18 protein-coding genes are annotated in these 21,796 nt (G+C 63.1%); 7 read left to right on the top strand and 11 right to left on the bottom strand.

All coding sequences use genetic code 11. The annotated features are described in order from the left end of the window. Positions 1–137 precede the first annotated feature (137 nt). Entirely contained in the window at positions 138–740 is a 603-nt protein-coding gene (locus AKL02_RS09800) for a hypothetical protein (RefSeq protein WP_083077930.1), read from the top strand. Here the strand turns inward: AKL02_RS09800 and AKL02_RS09795 are convergent. Both AKL02_RS09795 and AKL02_RS09790 read right to left on the bottom strand, forming a co-directional pair. Then, the gene (locus AKL02_RS09795; protein ID WP_083077951.1) at positions 732–3,098 is read right to left on the bottom strand and encodes an ATP-binding response regulator; all 2,367 of its coding nucleotides are present in this window, start codon (positions 3,096–3,098) and stop codon (positions 732–734) included. The two genes, AKL02_RS09800 and AKL02_RS09795, sit on opposite strands and share 9 nt — an antisense overlap. 153 nt (positions 3,099–3,251) lie before the next feature. Then, entirely contained in the window at positions 3,252–4,412 is a 1,161-nt protein-coding gene (locus AKL02_RS09790) for an RsmB/NOP family class I SAM-dependent RNA methyltransferase (RefSeq protein ID WP_083077929.1), read from the bottom strand. A gap of 230 nt (positions 4,413–4,642) precedes the next feature. Here AKL02_RS09790 and AKL02_RS09785 point away from each other — a divergent pair, with 230 nt between their 5' ends. The 4 genes from AKL02_RS09785 (at position 4,643) to AKL02_RS09770 (ending at position 8,116) form a co-directional block, all read left to right on the top strand. Further along, positions 4,643–5,032 carry a TadE/TadG family type IV pilus assembly protein gene (locus AKL02_RS09785; protein ID WP_165756979.1) on the top strand — a complete coding sequence of 130 codons (390 nt, stop codon included), beginning with the start codon at positions 4,643–4,645 and terminating at the stop codon, positions 5,030–5,032. Position 5,033: 1 nt separating this feature from the next. Further along, complete coding sequence (locus AKL02_RS09780) at positions 5,034–6,422, top strand: pilus assembly protein TadG-related protein (RefSeq protein WP_083077928.1); 1,389 nt, start codon at positions 5,034–5,036, stop codon at positions 6,420–6,422. Between the two features lie 113 nt (positions 6,423–6,535). Continuing rightward, positions 6,536–7,231, top strand: a complete 696-nt coding sequence (locus AKL02_RS09775) for a sulfotransferase (protein ID WP_083077927.1) — start codon at positions 6,536–6,538, stop codon at positions 7,229–7,231. 72 nt (positions 7,232–7,303) lie between these two features. Further along, entirely contained in the window at positions 7,304–8,116 is an 813-nt protein-coding gene (locus AKL02_RS09770) for a glycosyl transferase (protein WP_083077926.1), read from the top strand. Here AKL02_RS09770 and AKL02_RS09765 read toward each other — a convergent pair. The 4 genes from AKL02_RS09765 to AKL02_RS09750 form a co-directional block, all read right to left on the bottom strand. After that, the gene (locus tag AKL02_RS09765; protein WP_083077925.1) at positions 8,113–9,018 is read right to left on the bottom strand and encodes a glycosyltransferase family 92 protein; all 906 of its coding nucleotides are present in this window, start codon (positions 9,016–9,018) and stop codon (positions 8,113–8,115) included. The genes AKL02_RS09770 and AKL02_RS09765 overlap by 4 nt on opposite strands. A gap of 39 nt (positions 9,019–9,057) precedes the next feature. Then, on the bottom strand, positions 9,058–11,274 hold the full coding sequence (locus AKL02_RS09760; RefSeq protein ID WP_232621765.1) for a polysaccharide biosynthesis tyrosine autokinase: 2,217 nt from the start codon (positions 11,272–11,274) through the stop codon (positions 9,058–9,060). 61 nt (positions 11,275–11,335) lie between these two features. Continuing rightward, complete coding sequence (locus AKL02_RS09755; protein ID WP_083077924.1) at positions 11,336–11,782, bottom strand: arsenate reductase/protein-tyrosine-phosphatase family protein; 447 nt, start codon at positions 11,780–11,782, stop codon at positions 11,336–11,338. A 3-nt stretch (positions 11,783–11,785) separates the two neighbouring features. Further along, complete coding sequence (locus AKL02_RS09750) at positions 11,786–12,943, bottom strand: polysaccharide biosynthesis/export family protein (RefSeq protein WP_232621764.1); 1,158 nt, start codon at positions 12,941–12,943, stop codon at positions 11,786–11,788. A gap of 414 nt (positions 12,944–13,357) precedes the next feature. Between AKL02_RS09750 and AKL02_RS09745 the strand changes: the two genes are divergently transcribed. Beyond that, positions 13,358–14,416, top strand: coding sequence for an MraY family glycosyltransferase (locus AKL02_RS09745; protein WP_232621763.1), 1,059 nt, complete (start codon positions 13,358–13,360; stop codon positions 14,414–14,416). A 462-nt stretch (positions 14,417–14,878) separates the two neighbouring features. Here AKL02_RS09745 and AKL02_RS09740 read toward each other — a convergent pair whose 3' ends face one another. The 4 genes from AKL02_RS09740 to AKL02_RS09725 form a co-directional block, all read right to left on the bottom strand. Continuing rightward, positions 14,879–15,214 carry a hypothetical protein gene (locus AKL02_RS09740; protein WP_078541095.1) on the bottom strand — a complete coding sequence of 112 codons (336 nt, stop codon included), beginning with the start codon at positions 15,212–15,214 and terminating at the stop codon, positions 14,879–14,881. Positions 15,215–15,313: 99 nt separating this feature from the next. Next, on the bottom strand, positions 15,314–15,961 hold the full coding sequence (locus tag AKL02_RS09735) for a YjbF family lipoprotein (protein WP_083077921.1): 648 nt from the start codon (positions 15,959–15,961) through the stop codon (positions 15,314–15,316). Beyond that, positions 15,958–18,072, bottom strand: coding sequence for a YjbH domain-containing protein (locus tag AKL02_RS09730; protein WP_083077920.1), 2,115 nt, complete (start codon positions 18,070–18,072; stop codon positions 15,958–15,960). The genes AKL02_RS09735 and AKL02_RS09730 overlap by 4 nt, the downstream gene beginning before the upstream one ends. A 140-nt stretch (positions 18,073–18,212) precedes the next feature. Next, positions 18,213–19,643, bottom strand: a complete 1,431-nt coding sequence (locus AKL02_RS09725) for a mannose-1-phosphate guanylyltransferase/mannose-6-phosphate isomerase (RefSeq protein WP_083077919.1) — start codon at positions 19,641–19,643, stop codon at positions 18,213–18,215. Between the two features lie 196 nt (positions 19,644–19,839). On the opposite strand from AKL02_RS09725, the gene nusG reads away from it, so the two are divergent. Then, positions 19,840–20,346: a transcription termination/antitermination protein NusG gene (gene nusG / locus AKL02_RS09720; protein WP_083077918.1), complete on the top strand. Its 507-nt coding sequence runs from the start codon at positions 19,840–19,842 to the stop codon at positions 20,344–20,346. A 22-nt stretch (positions 20,347–20,368) separates the two neighbouring features. Here the strand turns inward: nusG and AKL02_RS09715 are convergent, their stop codons facing one another. Next, complete coding sequence (locus tag AKL02_RS09715; protein ID WP_083077917.1) at positions 20,369–21,781, bottom strand: cryptochrome/photolyase family protein; 1,413 nt, start codon at positions 21,779–21,781, stop codon at positions 20,369–20,371. Positions 21,782–21,796: the final 15 nt, after the last annotated feature.

Raw genomic sequence — 21,796 nt, 5'->3', positions numbered from 1 at the left:
CCGCACTATGCGCACAGAACGTGAACATTACAACAAAATTTTCCACAACTCACTGAACCGCCAATTCGGTTAAGAAACGGTTTACCCGCGTCGGCCGAATGATTATCACCGGCGCAGTTAGGAGCTGACCCGCCAAGATGCTGATTTTCTGGAAACAAAAACTCGTCTTCCTCGCCACGCCCAAGGCAGGTTCCTCTGCGGTCGAGACTGCGCTGGAGTCTTTGGCCGACGTCGCGCTGACCCGTCCGGCTGTTCTCAAACATGCCTCGGCCCGCGATTTCCGAGATCATCTTGCGCCGTTGCTGTCTTCGAAGACCGAGGCCAGCTTCACCACGGTCGCGCTGATGCGCGAGCCGCTCGACTGGTTGCGGTCGCTCTATCGTTTTCGACTGCGCGATTTGATCGAGGAAAGCGACATTTCAGCCGGCTATTCCTTCGACCAGTTCGCGCGCGACTACATCGAGGACCCGCGCGCAGGGTTCAGCGATGTGCCCAGTCAGGCCGTGTTTCTCTGTGATGATGAAGGCACGCCGCTGGTGGACCGGATTTTTCCGTATGAGCGGATCGAGGATTTCGTGCATTTTCTCGAAGATCAGCTCGGCTTCGCCATCACCCTGCCCCGCGTGAACGTCCCCCCTGCGGTCGAGACCGGGCTCGCCCCCGAGACCGAGGCTGCGCTACGGGTCGCGATGCAGGACGATCTTGCGCTGTATGATCGGGTCACCCGCGCCTTAGCGTGAGAGCAAGTCCTGCACCGTGGCTGTCAATTCGCTCAGCGAGAAAGGTTTCGGCAGGAAGACAGAATCCGGCACGGGGGACGTTCCGTTCTGGAACACTTCCTCTGCATAGCCTGACATGAAAACCGTGCGCGTGCCCGGCCGCGCCTCGAGCGCGCGGCTGACCCAGCTTGGCCCGTCGAGCCCGGGCATGATCACGTCGGTGACGAAGATATCGACCTGCAGATCAGCATCTTCGAGCAGCTCCAGCGCCTCTTCCGCGCTCTCGGCCTCCAGCACGGTGTAGCCGCACAGTTTGAGCGCGCGCGCGGCGAAGGCGCGCACCGGGGGCTCATCCTCGACCAGAAGCACGGTCGCCTCGCCGGCCATCACCGGGGTCGCCTTTGTCGCGCGCGGCGCAGCTTCCGCTTTGGGCATGACGGAAGGCGTCGTGGGGCCACGCGGGGCAGTTCGCGCCTCCGCCGTTGCGTCTTCGGCACTCGACACGTCTGCCTCTTCGGTAGCGGCATAGGCGGGCAAAAGGATCGTGAAACTCGTTCCTGTCCCGATGACGGAATCGCAAAAGATATACCCGCCGGTTTGCTTCACGATTCCATAGGCCGTCGAAAGCCCCAGCCCCGTGCCCTCGCCCGTGCGTTTTGTGGTGAAGAAGGGCTCGAAAATCTTGCTTAATTTATCGGCTGCGATACCGGTGCCGGTATCGGTGACCTTGATCGCGACATAGTCGCCTTTGGGTACCGCCACGCGGTCGCGGGTGCGGTTTTCGGCAAGGTGCACCGCGTCGGTCTCAATCCGAATCTCGCCCCCGCCGGGCATCGCGTCGCGCGCGTTCACCACGAGGTTCATGATGACCTGTTCGAGTTGCCGCTTGTCCGCGCGCACCCGTCCGGAATCGCTTTCATGCTTGACGCTCAGGACGACCTTCTCGCCAACCAACCGATTGAGCAGATGGGTCAGATCGGACAGCGTGTCGTGCAGATCGAGGATCTCCGGCTTCAGCGTCTGCTTGCGCGAAAAGGCGAGCAACTGACCGACCAGCGCCGCGGCGCGATTGGCATTCTGGCTGATTTGGTCGAGATCGGCATAGTCGCCATCGCCCTTGTCGTGTCGCAGCATCAGCAGGTCGCAATGACCCGAAATCGCGGTGAGCAGATTGTTGAAATCATGCGCGACACCGCCTGCCAGCTGACCGATCGCCTGCATCTTCTGGCTTTGCACGAATTGCGCTTCGAGCGTCTTGAGCTGCGTCGCGTCGGACAGCACGGCGAGCAGCCCCGCACGCCCGTTTTCCACGATCCGCGAGAGTGTGACCTGAAGAAAGACCTCCTTGTCGCCGCGCCGGGCGCGCAGCACTTCGGGTCGGCCATCGGCACGGCCTGCGAGCGCGTCGTTCACCCAGTCCGAGACCGGGCGCCCGAGCCCTTCGAGGAGGTCAGCAAGGCGTGTCTGTGGCTCGATCCCGCCCAGGAGGCCACGCGCGGCACGATTGGCTGCGCGCACGCGGCCATGGGCTGACAGGCGCAGCATAGCGACGGGCAGCGCCTCGAAATTCGCGCCTTCCTCGGCGGAGCGCGGTGCGCCGATCGGGAGCAGATAAACCTCGGATCGACCGCCCACGCCTTCAAGCTGGGCCACGACCGCGGTGACGGGGCCGTCCTCTCCCTTGATCTCGTGCTCTTCGCCCGAGCGCAGTGGCAGATCGGTGAAAATACGATCGAGAGAGCGCACCCGCTCCCCCACGAGCCGCCGCAACGCCTCGTTCATGAACAGGATCGTGCCGCCATTCGAGACGGTGAGCATCGGCAAGCTGATCGTTTCCGCGCCGCGCCCGCCAATCGCCCGTTCGGCCATATCTTCGAGCCGCCAGAGAAAATCGCCAGAGCCGATACGGTGAACAGAGAGCCGCAGATGGCCGCGCCGGGTCACGAGATCCTCGCGCGCGGCCCCCGTCGCCTCTGCCTTGCTTTGCAGGCGGCGCAACACCGCGCCCGGATCGGCGAAAAGCTCCGCCAGGGTTCGCGCCAGGCCCTGCCCGCCTCGCGAGCCGAACCGCTCCACGGCGGCGCGGTTCTGATAGCCGATCTCGCCCTCGGGATCCGTGGTAAAACTCGGCGCGGCGTCATGGGCGATGAAATTCGCGAGCGTTTCCTGCTGTCGTGCGCGCCGCCTTCGGTCCTGCGCCAAGGCCAGACGCAGCCAAGCGGCGGTGATCACGAGCGTCCCTGCGACGGAGAACATTGCCCAAGTCACCACCTCATCGGGCATCACGAAGGCAATTGCCGCCGCAATTCCCGCTGCAAGCAGCAAATAGACCGCACCCGGCGCCAGCGCCGCCATCGTCTTCGAGAGTGGCTGCAGCATCAATTCGTTCCGCCCCACGCTCGCCTCCCTGCCTGACAGATCGGCCCCATAGCGCGGTAAAATAATTAAAACCCAATTAACGCGACTAGACTTTCAACTGACGATTGTGTCAATCACGCAGCCGTGATCCGGGCGGCAAAAGTGGCAGAAAAATCAGAGCTGGAGCTGGGCGACGAAAAACCCGTCTCCACCGGAGAGCGGCGTGAATTGCCGCTGCGACACGAGCTCGCAGCCGTGACGCGTCACGAAATCGGCGATCTGCGCGCCATTCTCGACCGAGAGAAGCGAGCACGTCATGTAAACCAGACGTCCGCCGGGGGCGACGAGGTCGAGGGCGACGTCGAGAATTTCGCTCTGGAGGGTCACGAGTTCGGCCAGCCGCGCAGCGCTCAGACGCCATTTCGCATCCGGCGTCCGGCGCCAGGTCCCCGAGCCCGAACAGGGCGCATCGACCACGACGAGGTCATAGCCCGTCCCCGGATCGCCCGGCGCGCGCACGGCCACTTTCGTCCCGGCCCGTTTCGCACGGACGGGCAGATCGCGCATCCGCCCCGCATCGATGTCATGCGCGGCGATCTGCGCCTCGGGACAGGCTGCGGCCAGCGCCAGCGCCTTGCCCCCGCCGCCCGCGCAATAATCGAGCACGCGCTGACCCGCCGCGATCGGGACAGAGGCGATGGCCGCTTGCGACGCCGCATCCTGCAACTCCACCAGACCGTCCGTATAGGCCGCCGCCTGTTGAATGCGCCGCGCGCCCTCGCCAAGCTCCAGCGCGGTCTCTGCGAGCGGATGCGGGAACGCCTCGATCCCGTCCTTGGCGAGCGCCGCGATCGCCTCCGCACGGTCTGTTTTCGCAAGATTGACGCGCAAGAAGACCGGCGCCCGGGCGCGCATCGCCTCGGAAATGGCGTCGAAGTCGGACCCGAGATCGGCGGCAAGCTGGTCGCGCAGCCAGTCGGGCCAGTCCAGTTGCGCAATTGCGTCGGGCAAAGGCTCGGACAGGGCCGCGCGCTCCTCGTCGGAGAGAGGATCAGGGGCAAAGCCCTCGCCCGTGAAGACCGTTGCGGGATCGGTGCCCTGCAAGCGGAGCAGCCCGGCGACTAGAGTGCGACCCTGCTGCCCGCCCCCGGCAAGCGCGGCACTGGCCTTGCAGCGCGACACATCGAAGACGTGATCGCGGATTGCCGCGCGGTCCTTGGAACCCGCGAACCGGTGGCCGCGGGCCCAGTTGGTCAGCGCGCGCTCGGCCACCTCGCCCGTCTGGATGCGGTCGAGAATATCGATGGCGGCGGCATAGCGCGCGGCGGGCGTCATGGGCGAGCTCCGAATTAAGCTGTGGTCTGGGGGCGTTGTAGGCGGCGGCGGGGACCGGCGCAACGTCGCGCTGCAAAGACCGCAGCCCTAAGCATCGCGCGCCCAAATGTGTCGATTCCGATCAATTTCTGCCTCAATTTCGCAATTTCGCCATATTTACGCCGCGGTAGTTTCGCTTTTTGCAACTGGAGATAGTTAATCAACCGTTTTCAACCATGGGGCGTCCTGTCTTGAAGCGTTTAAAGAGTTTCTTCTCCGCCGAAGACGGCGCCACAACGATCGAAGCATTGCTCTGGCTGCCGTTGTTTATCGGGATGCTCGCCGCGACCGTCGACGTTTCCCTCATCTTCAACGCACAGTCACGGATCCTCGGTATCGTGCAGGATGTAGATCGCGCCTACTCGGTCGGGCGGTTCGAGAATGACGAGGACACGATGGCGCGCCTGCGCGCCCTGCTCCCCTATGACGAGACCACCTACACGGTCGACACGCAAGTCACCGACGGGATCATCGAGACCCGCGTGACGATCCCGATGTCCGAACTCGTCGCCACAGGTCTTTTCACCAGAGTTCTCAACATGGACCTCACGGTCCACGACTACCGCTACATGGAGTCCTGACATGAACCGCGTAACGATTACCGAATTTACCGCTGAAGAAGATGGCGTGATCACCCAGCTTTCGCTGTTCTGGACGATCCTGTTCCTCGCTGTCGGCAGTCTCGCGCTCGACGTCTCGAACGGCTATCGCAATCGGGTGGTGATGCAGGACGCGGCCGATGCGGCGGCGCTCGGCGCGATGTATCTCTCCTCTGACCCGCTGATCACCAAAGACGAGGCGAAGACCCGTGCGGCCCAGCTGGCCCATTCCAACCTCGCCTCCGATGACGGGACTTCGGTGATCACCAAAGACGACGTGACCTTCGGCTATTACGACGCGACCAATCACCGCTTCGTCACGGATTACGCCGAAGACCTCGATCTGAGCCCGGCCGTCCGCGTGATGGCCCATCGCACGACCGAGCGCGCGAACGCCGCACCCACCTTCTTCGGCAAGGTGATCGGTCAGGACGGTTGGCAGATCAACACCGGCGCCGTAGCCGAAGCCTATCAGCCCGCCTGCCTCACCGAAGGTCTGGCCGCGAAAGGCGTGATCGACCTGCAATCGGGCAACAGCTTCGCTTCGGGCTTCTGCCTCTATGCGGCGCAATATGTTTCGCTCAATCAGAACAACCTCTTCGAGAGCGGCGCGATCGTGTCGATGCCCGACACCAGCAAGCTCGACATCCCCGCCTCGGGGTTCAAGCAGAATGACGGGCTGCAAGAGGCGCTGCGCACCTCGTTCTACAAGCTGCGCATCATCGATCGCATTCCCAAGATCATCGAGTCGATGCGGGACGGCACCGGCTATCTGCCCTCCTACATCACCAACAAGAGCCCGACCGTGCTGACCGGCACCAAGCTCGACACCACCGACTTCACCCCGGGCAATCTCTATGTGCTCAACTGCAATTCGAGCGTGACGATCTCGGTCCCGAACAAGACCGATACAGGAAATGGCAAGAAAAGTGCCGATACGGCGGATACCACGGCAGAAGAGACGACCGATCCCGCCGTGATCTCGGAAGTCGCTGTGATCGCGGATTGCCCGGTGAAATTCGGCAATGGCGTTGCACTCGAAAACGCAATCTTCGCGAACACCTCGACCGACGATCGCAGCTTCTCGGCTCCGCAGGGGCTGCGCATTGGGCGCGATGACAATTGCGCCCCTGACGGCGGCGCGAAACTGATCACTATGGGCGGTGTCTCCTCGGCAGCGAAAATCTCCTTCTTCGGCGGCCAGATCCTCGCGGTGAAGGATGTGAGCTTCTCGGCACAGGCCGAGGGGATCGAAGGTGTCGCGATCGTCTCCGGCGGCAAGATCGACGGCACCTCGAACTCGCGCTTCGGTCATTGCGATACCGGGATGGAAGGCAATATCGAGATGAGCTACTTCCGGCTGCGGATGTAACCGGTTTGCGGCGGGTCGCCAGACGCACAAAGCGCGATTGAAACGATCCGCCCAAGATGGGATAGGAGAGGTTACGTTTTCGCCGCTCCTGTCTCACCCGCTCCGAGGTCGCCATGCAAGATCGCGCCGCTTCCGCGCAACCGCACTCCCTGCCGCGCGTCGTCGCAATCGGTTTCAACAAATGCGGCACGCGCTCGCTGGCCGAGCTGTTCCGCGCGGCAGGCCACCCCGCCGTTCATCACAAGATCCGCGAAGGCCGCCCGGTGCCGCGCCGCATCGGCCGGGTGATGCGCGAGAATCTCGCCGCCGGGCGCAAGGTCTTCGCCAGCGCCGAGGATTTCACCTTCTATTGCGACCTGATCTACAGCGACGGCACCGTCAGCTGGGAAGGCGCCACGGCCTTCCGCGAGATCCTGCGCGACTATCCCGACACGATCCTGCTGCTGAACTTCCGCGACCGCGAAGGCTGGATCGCCTCGCGTCTCAAGCATGGCCATGGTGAGTTTGCCAAGCGCGAACTGGCGGCGCGGGGCCTGAGCGATCTCGAGGTGCTCAAGGATCAATGGCGCGCGGAATGGGATGCGCATCTGGCCGATGTGCGCGCCTATATGGCCGACAAGCCGGATCAATACGTGGAATTCGATCTCGACAATGACAGCGCCGACGACCTCGCGGCCCGCCTGCCCGCCTATGGGCTCGATGCGGCCCATCTGCAGGATATCGGGCGCACGCGCGGCAAGAAGATGCACCCGCTCAAGCGCTTGGCGAAAAAGCTCAACGCCCATCTGCGGCCGCGCTTCTTCCGCTGACCCCTCCGATCCGCGATTGCACGGCCCCGCCCGCTGGGGCTATTGAGGGCGCGTAACTCAAAAAGGTGACGCATGAAGAAACAGATCATCTGTATCCGCTGGGGTGAGAAATACGGCGTCGATTACGTCAACCGCCTCTACGGTATGGTCGCGCGCCATGTGACGCCGCCCTTCGATTTCTACTGCTTCACCGACACGTTCGAGGGGCTCGATCCCGGTATCACCGCGATGCCGCTGCCCGAACTCGATTGCGACATGCCCAATGTGCGTCAGGGCATCTGGGGCAAGTCGCGGCTGTGGCGCTCTGATCTGGGCGGGCTGTCGGGGCCGGTGCTGTTTCTCGACCTCGACGTGGTCGTGACCGGCAATCTCGATGCGATGTTCGAATACGGCGACCCCGATGACGTGATCCTGACCCGCAACCCGAACACCCCGTTCGAGCGGCTGGGCCAGACCTCGCTCTACCGTTTTCCGATTGGCAAGCTGGCACCGCTGCGCGAGGAATTCCTCGCCGATCCGCAGGCCACGGCGGAGAAATACGTCTTCGAGCAGCGCTTCGTGACGCGGCGCACGCCGGGCGGCGTGAAGTTCTGGCCGAAAGGCTGGGTCGCGACCTTCAAGTGGCACTGCATCCGGCAATTCCCGATCAACTTCTTCGCGCCGCCAAAACTGCCGAAGGATGCGAAGGTGGTGATCTTCCCCGGCGGGCTGAACCCGATCGACGCGATCGAGGGGCGCTGGAACAGCCGCTCTACCCACATGACACCGATGGAGCATGTGAAGGCGGGCCTGCGCGGCGAGCGGGACGGCTCGATGCTGCGCCACCTGCGGCATTTCCTCTGGCCCACGAAATGGGTCGAGGAGAACTGGCGCAAGGATCCTTAACCGGTGATCCCGAGGCGCGCGGCCAGATCGCGGGCGCGCGTATCCCCGACCGTATCCGCCTCGACGCTGTTGACCGTGCGCATCACCTTGCGCCGATAAGCCTCGCGCTTGGCCACAAGGTTCGGCCCGCGCGCGATCTTGGCTTCCAGATCAGCTTTCGAGCGCGTGTAATAGTGGTTCAGCTGCACGGCAGCGGTGGAGTAGAACTCCGGCTTGTCGCGCGCACTCATGTCGGATTTCACCCCCGCGTCGTTCCACGTCGCCTGCCCGTCCTCGGTCTCCATCGAATGGACGCGCAGCGCCGTCAGGCGGCACGGATCGACGAGCATCTTGAACGCCCGCAGCCCCGGCGCATCCCCCATCGGATCGCGCGCGCGGGTGGTGAAATTGGCGAGCATCCCGCCCTCGGGCGTCGTCTCATGTCCCGAAAAGCCGAACATGTGCCACGGCAGCGAGACATTCGGGATATCGCCCAGAGGCGCAAGCGCCGCGTTCAAATCGTCACCCGCGGTCGGGATCAGGAACTCGTCCACGTCGATGAAGGCCATCCAGCGCACGTCGCTCCCGAAGTTCCCAGCCGCATGCGCATAGGCGAGTACCTGATTGTGGATTTCGCGCCCCAGTCGGATATCGCTGAGCCGTTGTGCCCAGGGGATGATCGTCAGCGCCTCGGGCGGTAGCGCGCCTTGTAACACCGCGCGGGTCTCATCCGTGCTGGCATCGTCGTAGATCACGAAATGCCGCACGCCTGCCGCATGGTGGAACCGCGCCCATTCGCCGATGAACCGCGCCTCATTGCGCACGATCGCGGCGATGGCGATGCCATGACGGTCCGGACGCGGCTCGGGCGTGGTGATCCCGAGCTTCGAGATTTTCGCCCGGCCCAGCAGTTTTCGCAGCATTCGCGCCTCCCGTCCGAGTCACGAACGGGACGCCCCCGCTCAGTCGTCGGATTTGTAGCTGTAGCGGTAGTTATAATGATATTGGTAATGGCCGCCATAGCGCTCACTCGCCTCGGCCTTGAAGCCGTTGAGGACCGCACCGGTGATTGAGGTGCCCGCCGCCTCGAAGCTCGCCTGCACCGCGCGCACCGCGCCCTGCATCGTCTCGAGATGGCGCGCAACCGCGATACTCGCCCCGACCGAGCGCCCGATCACCACCGGATCGGTCACGGCCAGCGCGGGCGGCGCGTCGACGATGATCAGATCGAATTCGCTATCGAGTTGGCGCAGCATGGTCCCGAACTCGGCCCGCATCAGCAGCTCGGACGGGTTCGGCGGATAACGGCCCGAGGTGATGACTTTCAGCCCCTCGACCGGCCCGTCGCGCATCACCTCCGCCAGGGATTTCTCATGGCCGAGATAGTCGGAGAGGCCTTCAACCGTTTTCGGCAGATGCAGGAAGCGCGCGAGGTAGCCTTTGCGCATATCCGCATCGATCACGCAGACCCGCTGCCCTGCCTGCGCCGCAACCACGGCGAGGTTGATCGACATGAAGGTCTTGCCGACGCCCGGTGCGGCGGAGGTGATCTGGATCGAGTTGGTCTGCGCATCCAGCAGCCCGAAATGTAGCGAGGTGCGCAAGGAGCGCAGCGCCTCGGTCGCGACCGCCTCGGGATGTTCGAGCGCGAAGATCGGCAGATCGCCCTTGCGGTTGCGCAGATCGGCGGCTTCCTGTGCGAAGGGCACGGTTGCGAAGACCGGAAGGCCGAGCGCCTCGATCTCTTCGGCGCCCTTGATCCCCCGGCGCAGCGCGCGACGGATCAGCACGATGGCCGCCCCGATGATCAGGCCGAGGATGGCCGCGAGGGCCACGATCCGCGATTTGCGCGGCGCGACCGGGATCGTGCTCGCATAGGCTTTGTCGATCACGCGCACCGAGCCCACCGTGGAGGCGCGCACGACTTTCAGTTCCTGGGAACGGTTCAGCAGCTGCGTGTAGACCTGCTGCGCCACTTCGAGATTGCGCTGCAGGTTGAAGATGTCCTTCTGCGTTTCCGGCAGACCTTGGGTCGCCTTCTTCGCCTGATCGAGCTGCGCCTGCAGCTCTTTGCGGTTCTGCAGCAGCGCCTGATAGGCCGGGTGATTGACCGTGTACTGGTTCTTCAGCTCCGCCTCTTTCAGATCAAGCGCGGAGAGTTCGCCTTCGATCTTGGTGACGCGTTCCAGCAGGGCCTGCGTCTCATATTTAACGTCGACCGATTTTTGCTTCTGACGATAGGCATTCAGCGCCTGCTCCGCGTCGGACACGTTCTGGCGGGCGTCGGGAAGCTGCTTTTCGATGAAATCGAGGCTGTTCTCTGCGGAGGCCGAATTGCGCTCGATATTCTGTTCCACGAAGGAGGTCGCGATCGCATTCAGGATCGCTTCGGCCCGCTGCCGATCGGTGTCCTGATACGAGGTCTGAAGGATGTTCGAGCCGCGCGGGCTCTCGGAGACCGAGAAATTCGCCTTCATCGTCTTGATCGCAGCGTTGAGCGATTGCCGCCCGACGTAGAATTCCCGCCCGGCCGGGGCATCCATCGACGCCACGGCCAAGGTGAAATCGCCATCACGCGCCGTGATCTCATGGCCCACCGTGCCAGCGAGATCGGTCCCGTCCGGCAGCGTGACTTCGTAGCTATCCGCACCGGTGACGCGCAGGTCGATCATCTCGCCCAACCATTGCTCCGGCACCTTCATGCGCCCGATCTGAAGGCTCTCATTGCCCCATTGATACTGATCGAGCAGGCCCGGATCCGGCAGATGCAGATTGGTCGGCAGCAGACCGATCACCGGCAAGCGCCGCGGGATCACGAAATTCTGCAGATTGAGCTTGTTGGCCGCCTCCCCCAGAACGAGCCGCGAGGACATGATCGCGATCTGGGTTTCCGCCTCCGATTTGCCGCCACCGTCGCTGCCGAGAATGTCCTGCATTGAGGTCGGGAGCGCGGCCAGCGCGTTTTGCGATTGCTCTAGCTGCAAGAGCCCGGTGGCCTGATAGATCACCGGTTTGCGCAGCGCGATGAAGGCACCGAGGATCACGGCGACGACGAAGGCCAGCGCGATCCATTTCCAGCCCGCCAGAAGCGCGCCAGCCAGCGCCATCAGGTCGATCTCGTCATCCTCGACTTCGGGCTGCGCGGCATGTTTCTGCGTCATTTCGGAAATTTGCTTCATCTGTCCCGTTCAAACTCTCAAATGCTTATTCAAAACCGCGCCTATGCCGCCGTGACGCGGATCACCGTTTCGGTGCGAGCCGCGAGACCCATGCCTCGCTCGCGGCGGAAATCTCGGTGAAGGCCTTGCGATGGGCGTCGATCGGTTCCCGGTACGGGTCGGCGATCCCTTTGCCCCCCATCCATTGATCGAACAGCATCACCCGCCCGCCCAGTTGCGGCGCCCGACGCGAGATCTCGCGCTTGTGGCCCGCCTCCATTACGAGGATCAACTCGTGCTCGGCGCCGATCTCGGCGGTGAACTGGCGCGCAACGTGACCGTCGAGGCTCAGCCCGTGTTCCGCCGCGACTTCGCTCATGGTCTTGTCCGCGCTCGCACCAACAACCGCGCCGATGCCCGCCGAACTGACCTTGCAGTCAGGCAGCGCCGCGGCCAGAAGCCGTTCGCCTACAGGAGAGCGGCAGATATTGCCAACGCAGACGACGAGGATGGATCCGACTTTCGCCATGGATCAGTTCGCGAGCGCGGAGGCCGCGCGCGCCGTGCTCAGCGTCGGAAGGATGTTGGAGACCACGCGGTTCCATTTCGCGACCGGTGCGGTCGTGACATAGACGACGTCCTGCGGATGCAGGAAGAATTTCGTGCCGACCACGTAGGCCGCCGCGCTCGAGGTATCGAGCTGGAACACGATCACCCCGCTCGGGCTGTCGCGGAACACGAAGACACCGCGCGCATCGGCCTGATTGGTGTTCAGCCCGCCGACGGAGGTGACGGCTTCGGTGAGGCTCACGTCATCCTTGGTCAAGTCGATCGGGCCGGGTTTCACCAACTGCCCCAGGAGATAGGCTTCGAGCTTCGTCGCGCGCTGCACCGAGACGACATCGCCATTGCGCAGCACGGGGTTGTTCGAGGCGATGCCCTGGTTGAGGAAGGCCTGCAGGTCGACCGCGTAGCTGCGCCCGCCGCGGCGGACGAGCACCTGGCGCGCATCGGCCGTCTCATTCAGGCCGCCCGCCTCGTTGATCGCATCAAGCAGCGTAAGCGACTTGGAGGTCAGCGGGATCCGGGCAGGCTTGCCCACCTCGCCGGTGACGGAGACGGTCTGCGAGTTGTAGCCCACGACGCGCACCGACACCTGCGGCGAGGGAATGAACTCCTTCAGCTGGCGCGAGAGATCGGCGCGCACCTGCTCCGGCGTGCGGCCCGCGGCGCGCACATTGCCGACATAGGGATAGTAGAAGGTGCCGTCCGAATTGACGCGCAGACCACCCTCGGCGGGCGTCCGGGTCGAGCCCGCGGGCGAGGTCAGCTCGGGATGCTCATAAACCACGATATCAAGCAGGTCGCCCGGCCCGATCCGGTAGTTCCAGTAGTCGCTCGAGGGCAGCGTCGTGCGTCCGCCGCTCAGATCGGACGGTGCGCCGAAAGTGGCCACATTGGCGAGGCTGAGCCGAACGATCGCGACATCGCCCGCCACCGGATCCTCGACGGAACTGACATTGCGGGTGTTGACCGGGAAATTTGTGGTCGAGGTGTCGCAGGAGGCCAAAAAGAGCAACGCGCAAAGCGCCGCGAAAATCCTCGTCATTGCCCCCATCGTGCCCTCCTGAGCCTCGTAACCTATGCCTGCCACCCATTCCTCGGCCAAGGGACCTGAGACGGGCTTCATCTAGCGCCTCTGAATAGAGAAGCTGTCGCTGTTTTCAACCGCCCATTCATACTTCGGCATGAATCGCCCGCCAAGCCTTTCAACCTTGTGGCGAGCAGCGCACAGCGTGAAACCGGATTGATTTCATCGCGTTCGTGACACCGTTCAGGCGACGCCACGTCACCCCGGGTCTAACGAAGAGGTGATGAGGCGTTGTCGCGAATACTCGCCTAAGGCGTGTGAAAGGACGTTGACCCCCGGGAACAAAGTTAAGTATCTCTCTATCGACGGTATTCGTACGATTTTCAGTATTTTTCACTCTATCGCGTTAGCAAAATATTAAGATTTGCCGCCGCGATAATGATTTTTATTGCCGGGGGGCAGTGTATGATTGGTCTTGAGTATGTTGTGACAGCTTTTTTTGCGTCGCTGTTAATGGCGGTCCTGATCGTTGCGACCAAAAGCTTTCATGGCAAACTCACGCTCGACGGCGATCATGGTATCCAGAAAATCCACGCAGCTCCAACTCCGCGCATCGGGGGCTTTGCGCTCCTCGCAGGCGCGTTGGCAGCCGGCCTGACGCTCGATGCGCAGACGCAGGCACTCTGGTGGACGATCTGTCTTTGCGCCATTCCCGCCTTCGGCTCCGGCGCGATCGAGGACATCACCAAGAAAGTCTCCGCCAAGTGGCGCCTGATCGCCACCGTGTGCGCCGGGCTGATCTTCTGCCTCGTATCCGGCTATCATATTCATCGCTCGGACATTCCCGGCCTCGACTACGTTCTGCTCCACTACCCGGCCTTCGGCATCGCGCTCAGCGCCATCGCGATCGGCGGGATCGCCAATTCGCTCAACATCATCGATGGCGTGAACGGGCTCGCATCCGGCTCCGCGATCATTGTCTTCTCGGCCTTCGCGGTGATCGCCGGACAGACCAATGACGGACCGATCCTCGCGATTTGTCTGCTGATGATCGGCTCGATTGCGGGGTTCTTTGTGATGAATTTCCCCTCCGGTAAGCTGTTTTACGGCGATGCCGGGGCCTATGCGACGGGGTTCGTGCTCGCGGTGATCGGAATTGTCCTTCCCGCCCGAAATCATGAGATTTCTCCGCTGATCGCCGTACTCGCACTCGCCTATCCGTGGATCGAAACCGTGGTCTCGATCCGGCGTCGCGTGAAGCGGGACGGCACGCATCCTGGGGCGGCGGACCGCCTGCATCTCCACAGCCTCGTCTATCGCAGCCGCGCGAAACGAATCGCCGAGTCGCTCGGACGCCCGGAGATGCGCAATCCGATCACCTCGGTTGTGCTCTGGTCGCTCAGCTTGATCGCATGTTCCATCACTGTGCTCAGCGCGACCTCCCCCGCAGCCCTCGGTGCAGGCGTGGGCGTGGTCTTCGTCTGCTACATGCTGATCTACCGCCGCGTCGCGCTTGGCAGCAAACTGCGTCGCGCGATGGCCACTTCCCGCCGTGAACGGGTAAAAATCTAACGCAAATAGGCCCTTATCAACTCGGGCCTCAAAGTGGCGCAGCATGTCTGCGTGTATCTTTTCAGGTGGCGCCGAGCGCTGATTGGCGCATTAAGTCTTACCTATCCTGCGCGGATCGGCGCTCGTCACCACCTCGCCGGGGCCGTAACCGGCCCAAGCGGTCCCTACTTAGCCACCTCGCGATACGGCGCTTCGTCCTGCATCGGTGCGACACTCTCGCAGAGCATCATCCACACCAGAGCCGCGAGAGGAAAAATTGCGAGTCCCGTAAGCATCGCGTGAATCCCCATTCACCTCATACCCGTCACAAATATGTCATATCACAGGATGCGCGAATCGGCATGAAATAAAGTTGCTGGAGCCGCTGTCTATTTGGACAGTTTCTCTGGCCCGACTTAGGTTTAGCCCGAATCAAAAAGGCCCCGCAGATGCGGGGCCCTTCTTATTCTCGGCTCGAACGGATCAGTTCGTGCCGTTGGTCCCGTTGGTACCATTGGTACCGCCGCCGCTGCCCATCGCAGCCGCTGCAAGACCGACACCAATGATCACCGCTGCGACCGGGGTGGCGCCGCTAAGAGTGCTCTTCGTCGCCTTGGGCGTGCAAGTCACAGCGACGTTCCCGTCGGCGTTGTAAACGGCATCGGAAACGGCCGTTTCACAAACGTTATTGGCTTTTGCCCAAGCGACGAGCGCGTCATGGCTGAGATTGGCCGGCGCTTGCAAATCCTGCGCCGCGCCCGGAAGGGCGCCGGCGAGAGTAGCTGCCACTGCAATGGCACCGGTAAAGAACTTCGTCATCGAAACCTCCGATTAGGTTGGGATAGGTAAGACGTGATAATCTTATATTAATCTTTTGGTGAACCATAGGGTTAATTAATCCCGAACGGTTCAACCGGCTTAGTTGAGCACACCAATCGCGATCTGCCCGACAGTGGGGGAAACCCATTGCCGCCCGGCTTGGATCCGTCCCTTTTTATTGGTCCAATAAATATTGGTGACGGTCATTTTCGGATTGCTGCATTTTTCTTCGTGACGCAGCAAATTCTGCCCCGCGAGCGTTTCATTTCCGGCGGTCGTCATTTCGCAGCCAAGCAGGACATAATCCGAGTGGTCGTCCGCCGTGAGGAAGCGGTAGGTCCGGCGATAGGCGCCGATCTTCGCCCCGCGAAGGGCGGCGAGCGTCGGTCCGGAATCCGCAGCCATCAGATCATCGCCTAAACCTCTGGTTGCAACCACCACGCCACGATCCACGGACACCGTGATGTCGTCATCCGTGCGCCAGGTCTCGACCGTGCCGTTACGCCCGGCCAGAGACAGGGTCGCATTGGCGTCGCGCGACGGAATTACCACCTCGAGCCCGCGCGCGGGAGCGGTCTGCGTCACAACCTTCACGCCGACGCCCTCGCCTTGAGCTGTAGCAGTCGGCGCAGTCGCGCCCTGCCCCGCGGAACGGCTGCCCGAGAACGTCACGGTATTGCTCAGACTTTCGAGCTGCGCACAGCCCCCCAGCGCCAGCAGCGCCGCACCGAAAACGAGTGATCTCATCGCCAGAACCGCTCCCAATTGCCGTCGAAGGAGGCGGGCTGATCCTCGCGCACCATCCCGTAAAGCCGGTTCGACACCCCCAGCCGCGCCCCGCCATCGCGCACGATCGGCTGAATCACCGTCGAATAACGTTGCTTCGTCGTTTGACCCGTCGCCCAGTGCAGCGGGATCGTGATCATGAAGCCCTTGTCGAAGGAGCCCTCGCCGAAATCTGCCGAGGACACATCGGTCTTCGTCGCATAGACACCGACCTTCCAGCCATTGTCGAAAACGCGCGAGAAGCTCAGTGTCGCCCCCCAGTCGCCCGCGAGATACCGGCCCACATCGAGCTGCGTATAGAACTGGTCGGTGAACTGGTAATAGGCCGACAGATGGCCCGTCGTGACCTCGTAATCGCGCAGATCGAAACGCTGATCATAGCCGCGCTGGCGCACCCGGTTGAGCTCAGCCCCGAGCGCGAGACGGCTGTGTTCGGGCGCCCAGAGCAGCTCGGTTGAGACGCCCGCGAACATCGGTTCCAGATAGCCCGCGGTCACACGCCCGAAGAGATCGCGCCCCGGACGGAAGAAATAGGCCCCCGTCAGTTCGGGAACCGTCGGACCCGAGCCTTTATAATAGAGCCACGCATCCGAGCGCACATGCGGCAGCACCGAATCCGAGGGCCGGTTCGCCTGATTGAGATTGCCGATCACCTTCTGGTTCACGCGCCCGGTCAGCAGCAGGCCCGGCGCGATCTCGTATTGCGCATTGACGCTGACACCCAGATCGGCGCGCAACGGATCGTCGGGATCGAACAGGCCCGGGCGCAGATACGGCCCGACATTCCACGAGAACCGCGGATAGGCGCCCGGTGCGACCGGAAGCTGTACGGGCGCGCCGTCGATCTGAGCATGGGCGCGCATCAGCTCGCCGCCCACCGGGTGGAATTCATAGGCCTCGAGGTCGTCGCGGCGGATCGTCGTGGTCGAGACTGGCTGCGAATTTTCCGACAGGGTGATCGCGAAGCGGTCGACGCTCGCCGGGGCCTGCGCACTCAGCACGCGGGCGGCGCGCCCAATCGCCTCGGGCGGCGCGTTGTAGCGATCGTTGCGGATCTGGATCGCGAGGGTGGAGCCACTGAGCTTCGCGCCTTCCAGCACGAGGCCTTGCTGCGCCAAGTCCGGGCGGAGCTTCGCTGCGAGATAGGCCGGATCGTTCGTCCAGCTTTGCGCGGCCTCGACGCCCGCCCGCGGCACGACCGGCGGCGGCGCGTCGTTGAGCCCGCTCGGGTGCGCGTTGTGTTTCGGGTTCAGCGCATAGCTCAGCTGCACGCTCAGATCGGTTCCGTAGAGATAGCCCGCCGTGATCGAGGCGTTGTCGCTGAGCTTGTATTGCGCCGCAATGTTGATCGGGGATTTGCGATCGAAGGTCGGGCCGTCCTCGCGGGTATAGGCGTCGGAGGAATATTCCGCCATCAGACGCAGCCGGTCCGTCGCCTGCCACTCGACGCCGCCGAAAAACGCCGACGGGCCGCGAAACCATTGCTGCGGCTGGAAGGTGCCGCCCTTGCCGAAATCCAAATTGGGCCGCGAGTCAAGCCGATCCGAGATCACGCCCAGTGGATTGTCAAAACTGCCGAACGACCCCAGCCGCCCCCAGCCAATCCCTGCCGTCGCGCGCAGTTTCGGCGTGAGCGCTTTCGACGCCACGACATATTCTCCGGCATAGACGCCGGTGCCAGCCATGTCGTTGATTCCCACTGCCATCGCGGGCCGGATCCGGCCTTCGTCGAGGAAACGATACTGGATCGAGAAGCTGCGGTCGTAGAGTGTGCCGCCGCCCATGTAGTTCTTGATCGTCGAATACCGGAAGCCAGCCGACAGGCGCGGCGTGATCTGGAACGCGGCCGAGACGCGGGTTTGTCCTGCGAAGGTGAAGACGTTGAAGCCCAGTTCCGCATCCTCGCGGCTGCCAGCTACGGGCATGTCGATCAGCCCGGGGATGCCATAGCTGTTATAGCCCCACGCTCGGTCGGCCGATTGCGCGCCGGCGGGGCCAAACCCGACCCCTGCAAGCGCGCTGCTCGCCATCGCGAGGAAGAGGAAACGGGAGCGGTAGGGGCGCACCAACATGTGTGTAGAAATCCGGCTCGGTCACAATCAGTTGGAGACCTAGCAGAGAGTCATACTCCTCCGAAACGCGAATTCATGCTTTCGTAAGGAGCTGTCGCAGATTTGCACGGACGGGTGGCGGTGCACCGCCGAGTTGGCCGCTATTCGCCGGCCAAGCGCATGTAGACGTCTTCGTAGCGGATGATGTCATCCTCGCCCAGATAGGCGCCGGTCTGCACCTCGATCAGCACCATCGGTAGCTTGCCGGGGTTTTCGAGCCGGTGAGTCTCGCCGATCGGGATGTAGACGGATTCGTTTTCCGTCACGAGGCGGGTCTCGGGGCCCAGCGTCACCAGCGCGGTGCCTTGCACGACGATCCAATGCTCCGCCCGGTGGTGATGGCTTTGCAGGCTGAGCGCCGCGCCGGGCTTGACCGTGATCCGCTTCACCTGAAAACGATCACTAAGCACAAGGCGTTCGAACCAGCCCCAGGGCCGGTGATCGCGCGGAAAATCCGTAGCTTGCGCGGCATTTCGCGCCTTGAGCGCACTCACCGCCGCCTTCACATCCTGCGCGCGCGAGCGATGCGCGACAAGCACCGCATCGGGCATCGCCACCGCGATCACGTCCTCGACCCCGATCCCGACCATCTCGATGCGCGGGTCTTCGGAGCGCAGCAGACTGTCGCGGCAATCAATAGCTGTCGCGGGTCCAGAGAGCGTCACCCCATCGAGGCGCGAGGAAGCATGAGCACGGCGCACCGCTTCCCAGTCGCCAAGATCGGACCAGCCCGCCTGCACCGGCATGACGGAGACGGTCTCTGCCCTCTCCATGATCGCGTAATCGATAGAGATGTCGGGGGCGTCGCTCCATGCCTCCGGGTCGAGGCGTAGAAACCCAAGATCGGTGCGCGCCGCGGCAAAGGCCGCTTCAACCGGAGCGAGAACCGTCGGCGCATGGGTTCGGGCTGCGGCGAGAATTGCGCCTGCCGAAAACAGGAACACCCCGGCATTCCACAGGTAACCCCCGCTCTCATGCATCGCGCGGGCCTGCGCGATGTCGGGTTTCTCGATGAACCGGAGCAAAGGCACGACGCCCTGCGCATCTGCTTCCCTACCGGGTTCGAGATAGCCATACCCCGTTTCGGCACGGTCGGGTGTGACGCCGAAAGTCACCAGCCGCCCTGCCCGCGCCGCGGGCTCCGCCGCCGCGATCGCGCGCCGAAACGCGTCTGGATCGGCGATGACATGATCCGACGGAGCGACCAGCATCAGCGCCTGCTCCCCGGCCTGTTGCGAAACCCAAAGCGCGGCCGCAAGAATGGCGGGCGCGGTATTGCGGCCCTCGGGCTCGAGCATCACCGCGCCCGGGTCGATCCCGGTATCGGTGAGCTGCTCGGTCGCTATGAACCGAAAATCGGACTGTGTCAGGACCACGGGGGGCGCGAAACCCTCGCCCGAGAGCCGTTCGGCCGTCGCCTGAAACAACGTCTTGGGGCCAGTCAGTTCTGCGAATTGCTTCGGATAGCTGCGCCGTGATAGCGGCCATAGCCGAGTGCCCGATCCGCCCGCGAGAAGAACCGGAGTTATCATGTATGTCCTCCCCAAATCAGCGGCAGATTTTCTGCCCTCCGCGAGCCTGGCACAGGTATCCCTAACGCAAGGTTAACTTCACAACGGACAACCTAAGCGCGCACGTTTCCGCGCAGGTTCGCCTTGTCTGATTGACTTTCCGCGCCCGATCCCTCAGCCAATACGGGCGTAATTCGATTGAACAGAAAGCCCTTTCATGACCGATCAAAGCCCGGCCCGCGCGTGGCATGTGGCCCAGTTCAAGCCCAACAGCGCCGCGATCGCCCGGCGCAATCTGGAGCGGCAGCGGTTCGACATTTTCTTGCCGATGGTCGAGACGACGCGTCGCCAGTCGGGCAAATTCGTGACCCGCAGTGCGCCGCTCTTTCCGGGCTATCTTTTCGTGCGCGAACAAGAGAAATCGGCGCGTCTGGGCGCGGTGAACGGCACGCAGGGGATCACGCGGCTCGTGGCGCTCGCGGGGCGCCCGACACCGGTTTCCGATGCGATGATCGAGGCGCTGCGCGCGCGCTGCGATACGCAAGATCAGCTGCAGCCGCTGCCGGAATACGCGCCGGGAGACGAGGTCACGCTGGCGACCGGTCCCTTCGCGGATTTCGTGGCCACGGTCGAAAAGGTCGATGCCGAGAAACGGGTCTGGCTGCTGCTCGATTTCATGGGCCGCGAGACCCGGATCAAGGCGACATCCGACGCCTTGATCTGAGGCTCTCAATTACCGCGACAGCCTAGCCTTTGTGCTGCTCATACGCGGCCAAGGCGCGCGCGCGTCCCTCCTTCAGACCGATCAGCCGCTCGGGATAATCCTGATCCGGCGACAGTTGCCAACTCTCTGGGATCGCTTCGAAATAATCCGTCGCCGTCTCGGACGGGTTGGCCTGACCCTCGGCGATGAAATCCTTCCGGTAACGCCCGTCCTTGTCGAATTTCTCGAGCTGCGTCTCGGGGTTGAACACGCGGAAATAGGGCGTCGCATCCGGCCCCGGCCCGGCCACCCATTGCCAGCCCATCGCGTTGCTCGCCGGGTCCCAATCGATCAGGCAATCCTCGAACCAGCGCAGCCCCACCCGCCAATCGGTCATCAGGTGCTTGCTGAGATAGGAGGCCACGATCATGCGCGCGCGGTTATGCATCGTGCCGGTGACATACATTTCGCGCATCGCCGCATCGACGAAGGGCTCCCCGGTCATGCCGCGCCGCCACGCCTCGGCGTCATTGTTGTCGCGCCGCCAGTCGAATCCGTTCCACTCCTCGCGCCAATTGCGCTCGGCCATATCGGGCCAGTGGAAGAACAGATGCCACGCGAATTCGCGCCAGACGAGCTCTTTCAGGAAGGTCTCGGCGCCTTGATTGCCCTCCGCCATCTTATGATAGCCGGCGTGCCAGATCGTGCGCGGGGAAATCTCGCCATAGGTCAGGTTTTCAGACAGGCCCGAGGTGCCGCCCGAAGCGGGCACGTCGCGCTGCGTCTTGTAGTCCGAGAGGCGATCGCGCAGGAAATTCGACAGCCGCGACTGGGCGGCGCGCTCGCCGACATTGACATGTTTCGCGACGATTTCCGCACCGCGCCGCATCGCCGCGCCCATCGTCCAGTCGTCCAGCTTTTTGCTTTCTGGCCAAGTATTTGGAACGCGAAGTTCAGAGACCGTCTTAACTTCCGGCGGGATGTCCGTGCCCTTCACTGCGTTCCAATAGGGCGTGTAGACCTTGTAAGGCCCGCCCGTTTTCGTCTCCACGGTCCACGGCTCGAACAAAAGATGTCCGATGAAGCTTTTGGCCTCGATCCCCGCCTCGGAGAGCGTGGATTTGACCTCCGTATCGGTGTCGCGGCCTGGCTTGTCGTAGCGGCGCGACCAGTAGACCGCACCTGCCCCAATCTCCTCGATCAGTGCTTGCAGAACCTTCAGCGAATCGCCTTTGCGCAGGATCAGCTTTGAGCCTTTCTCCGCGAGGCTTTCCGCGAAGGCCTCCACGGCAAGACTGAGCCGCCATTTCGCCGCTGCCCCCAAGGCTTCGACCTGATCGTCATGGATGAAGACCGGGATCACCGGCGCGCCGGTCTTCGCGGCCGCCGCCATCGCCTCATGATCGTGGAATCGGAAGTCGCGCCGCAGCCATAACAGGACGGGGGTGTCATTCATGCTCGTCTCCTTTGC

Origin of the sequence: Thioclava electrotropha, assembly GCF_002085925.2 — a bacterium.
Lineage (GTDB): Bacteria > Pseudomonadota > Alphaproteobacteria > Rhodobacterales > Rhodobacteraceae > Thioclava > Thioclava electrotropha.
This window is presented reverse-complemented; position numbering and strand designations above follow the sequence as displayed.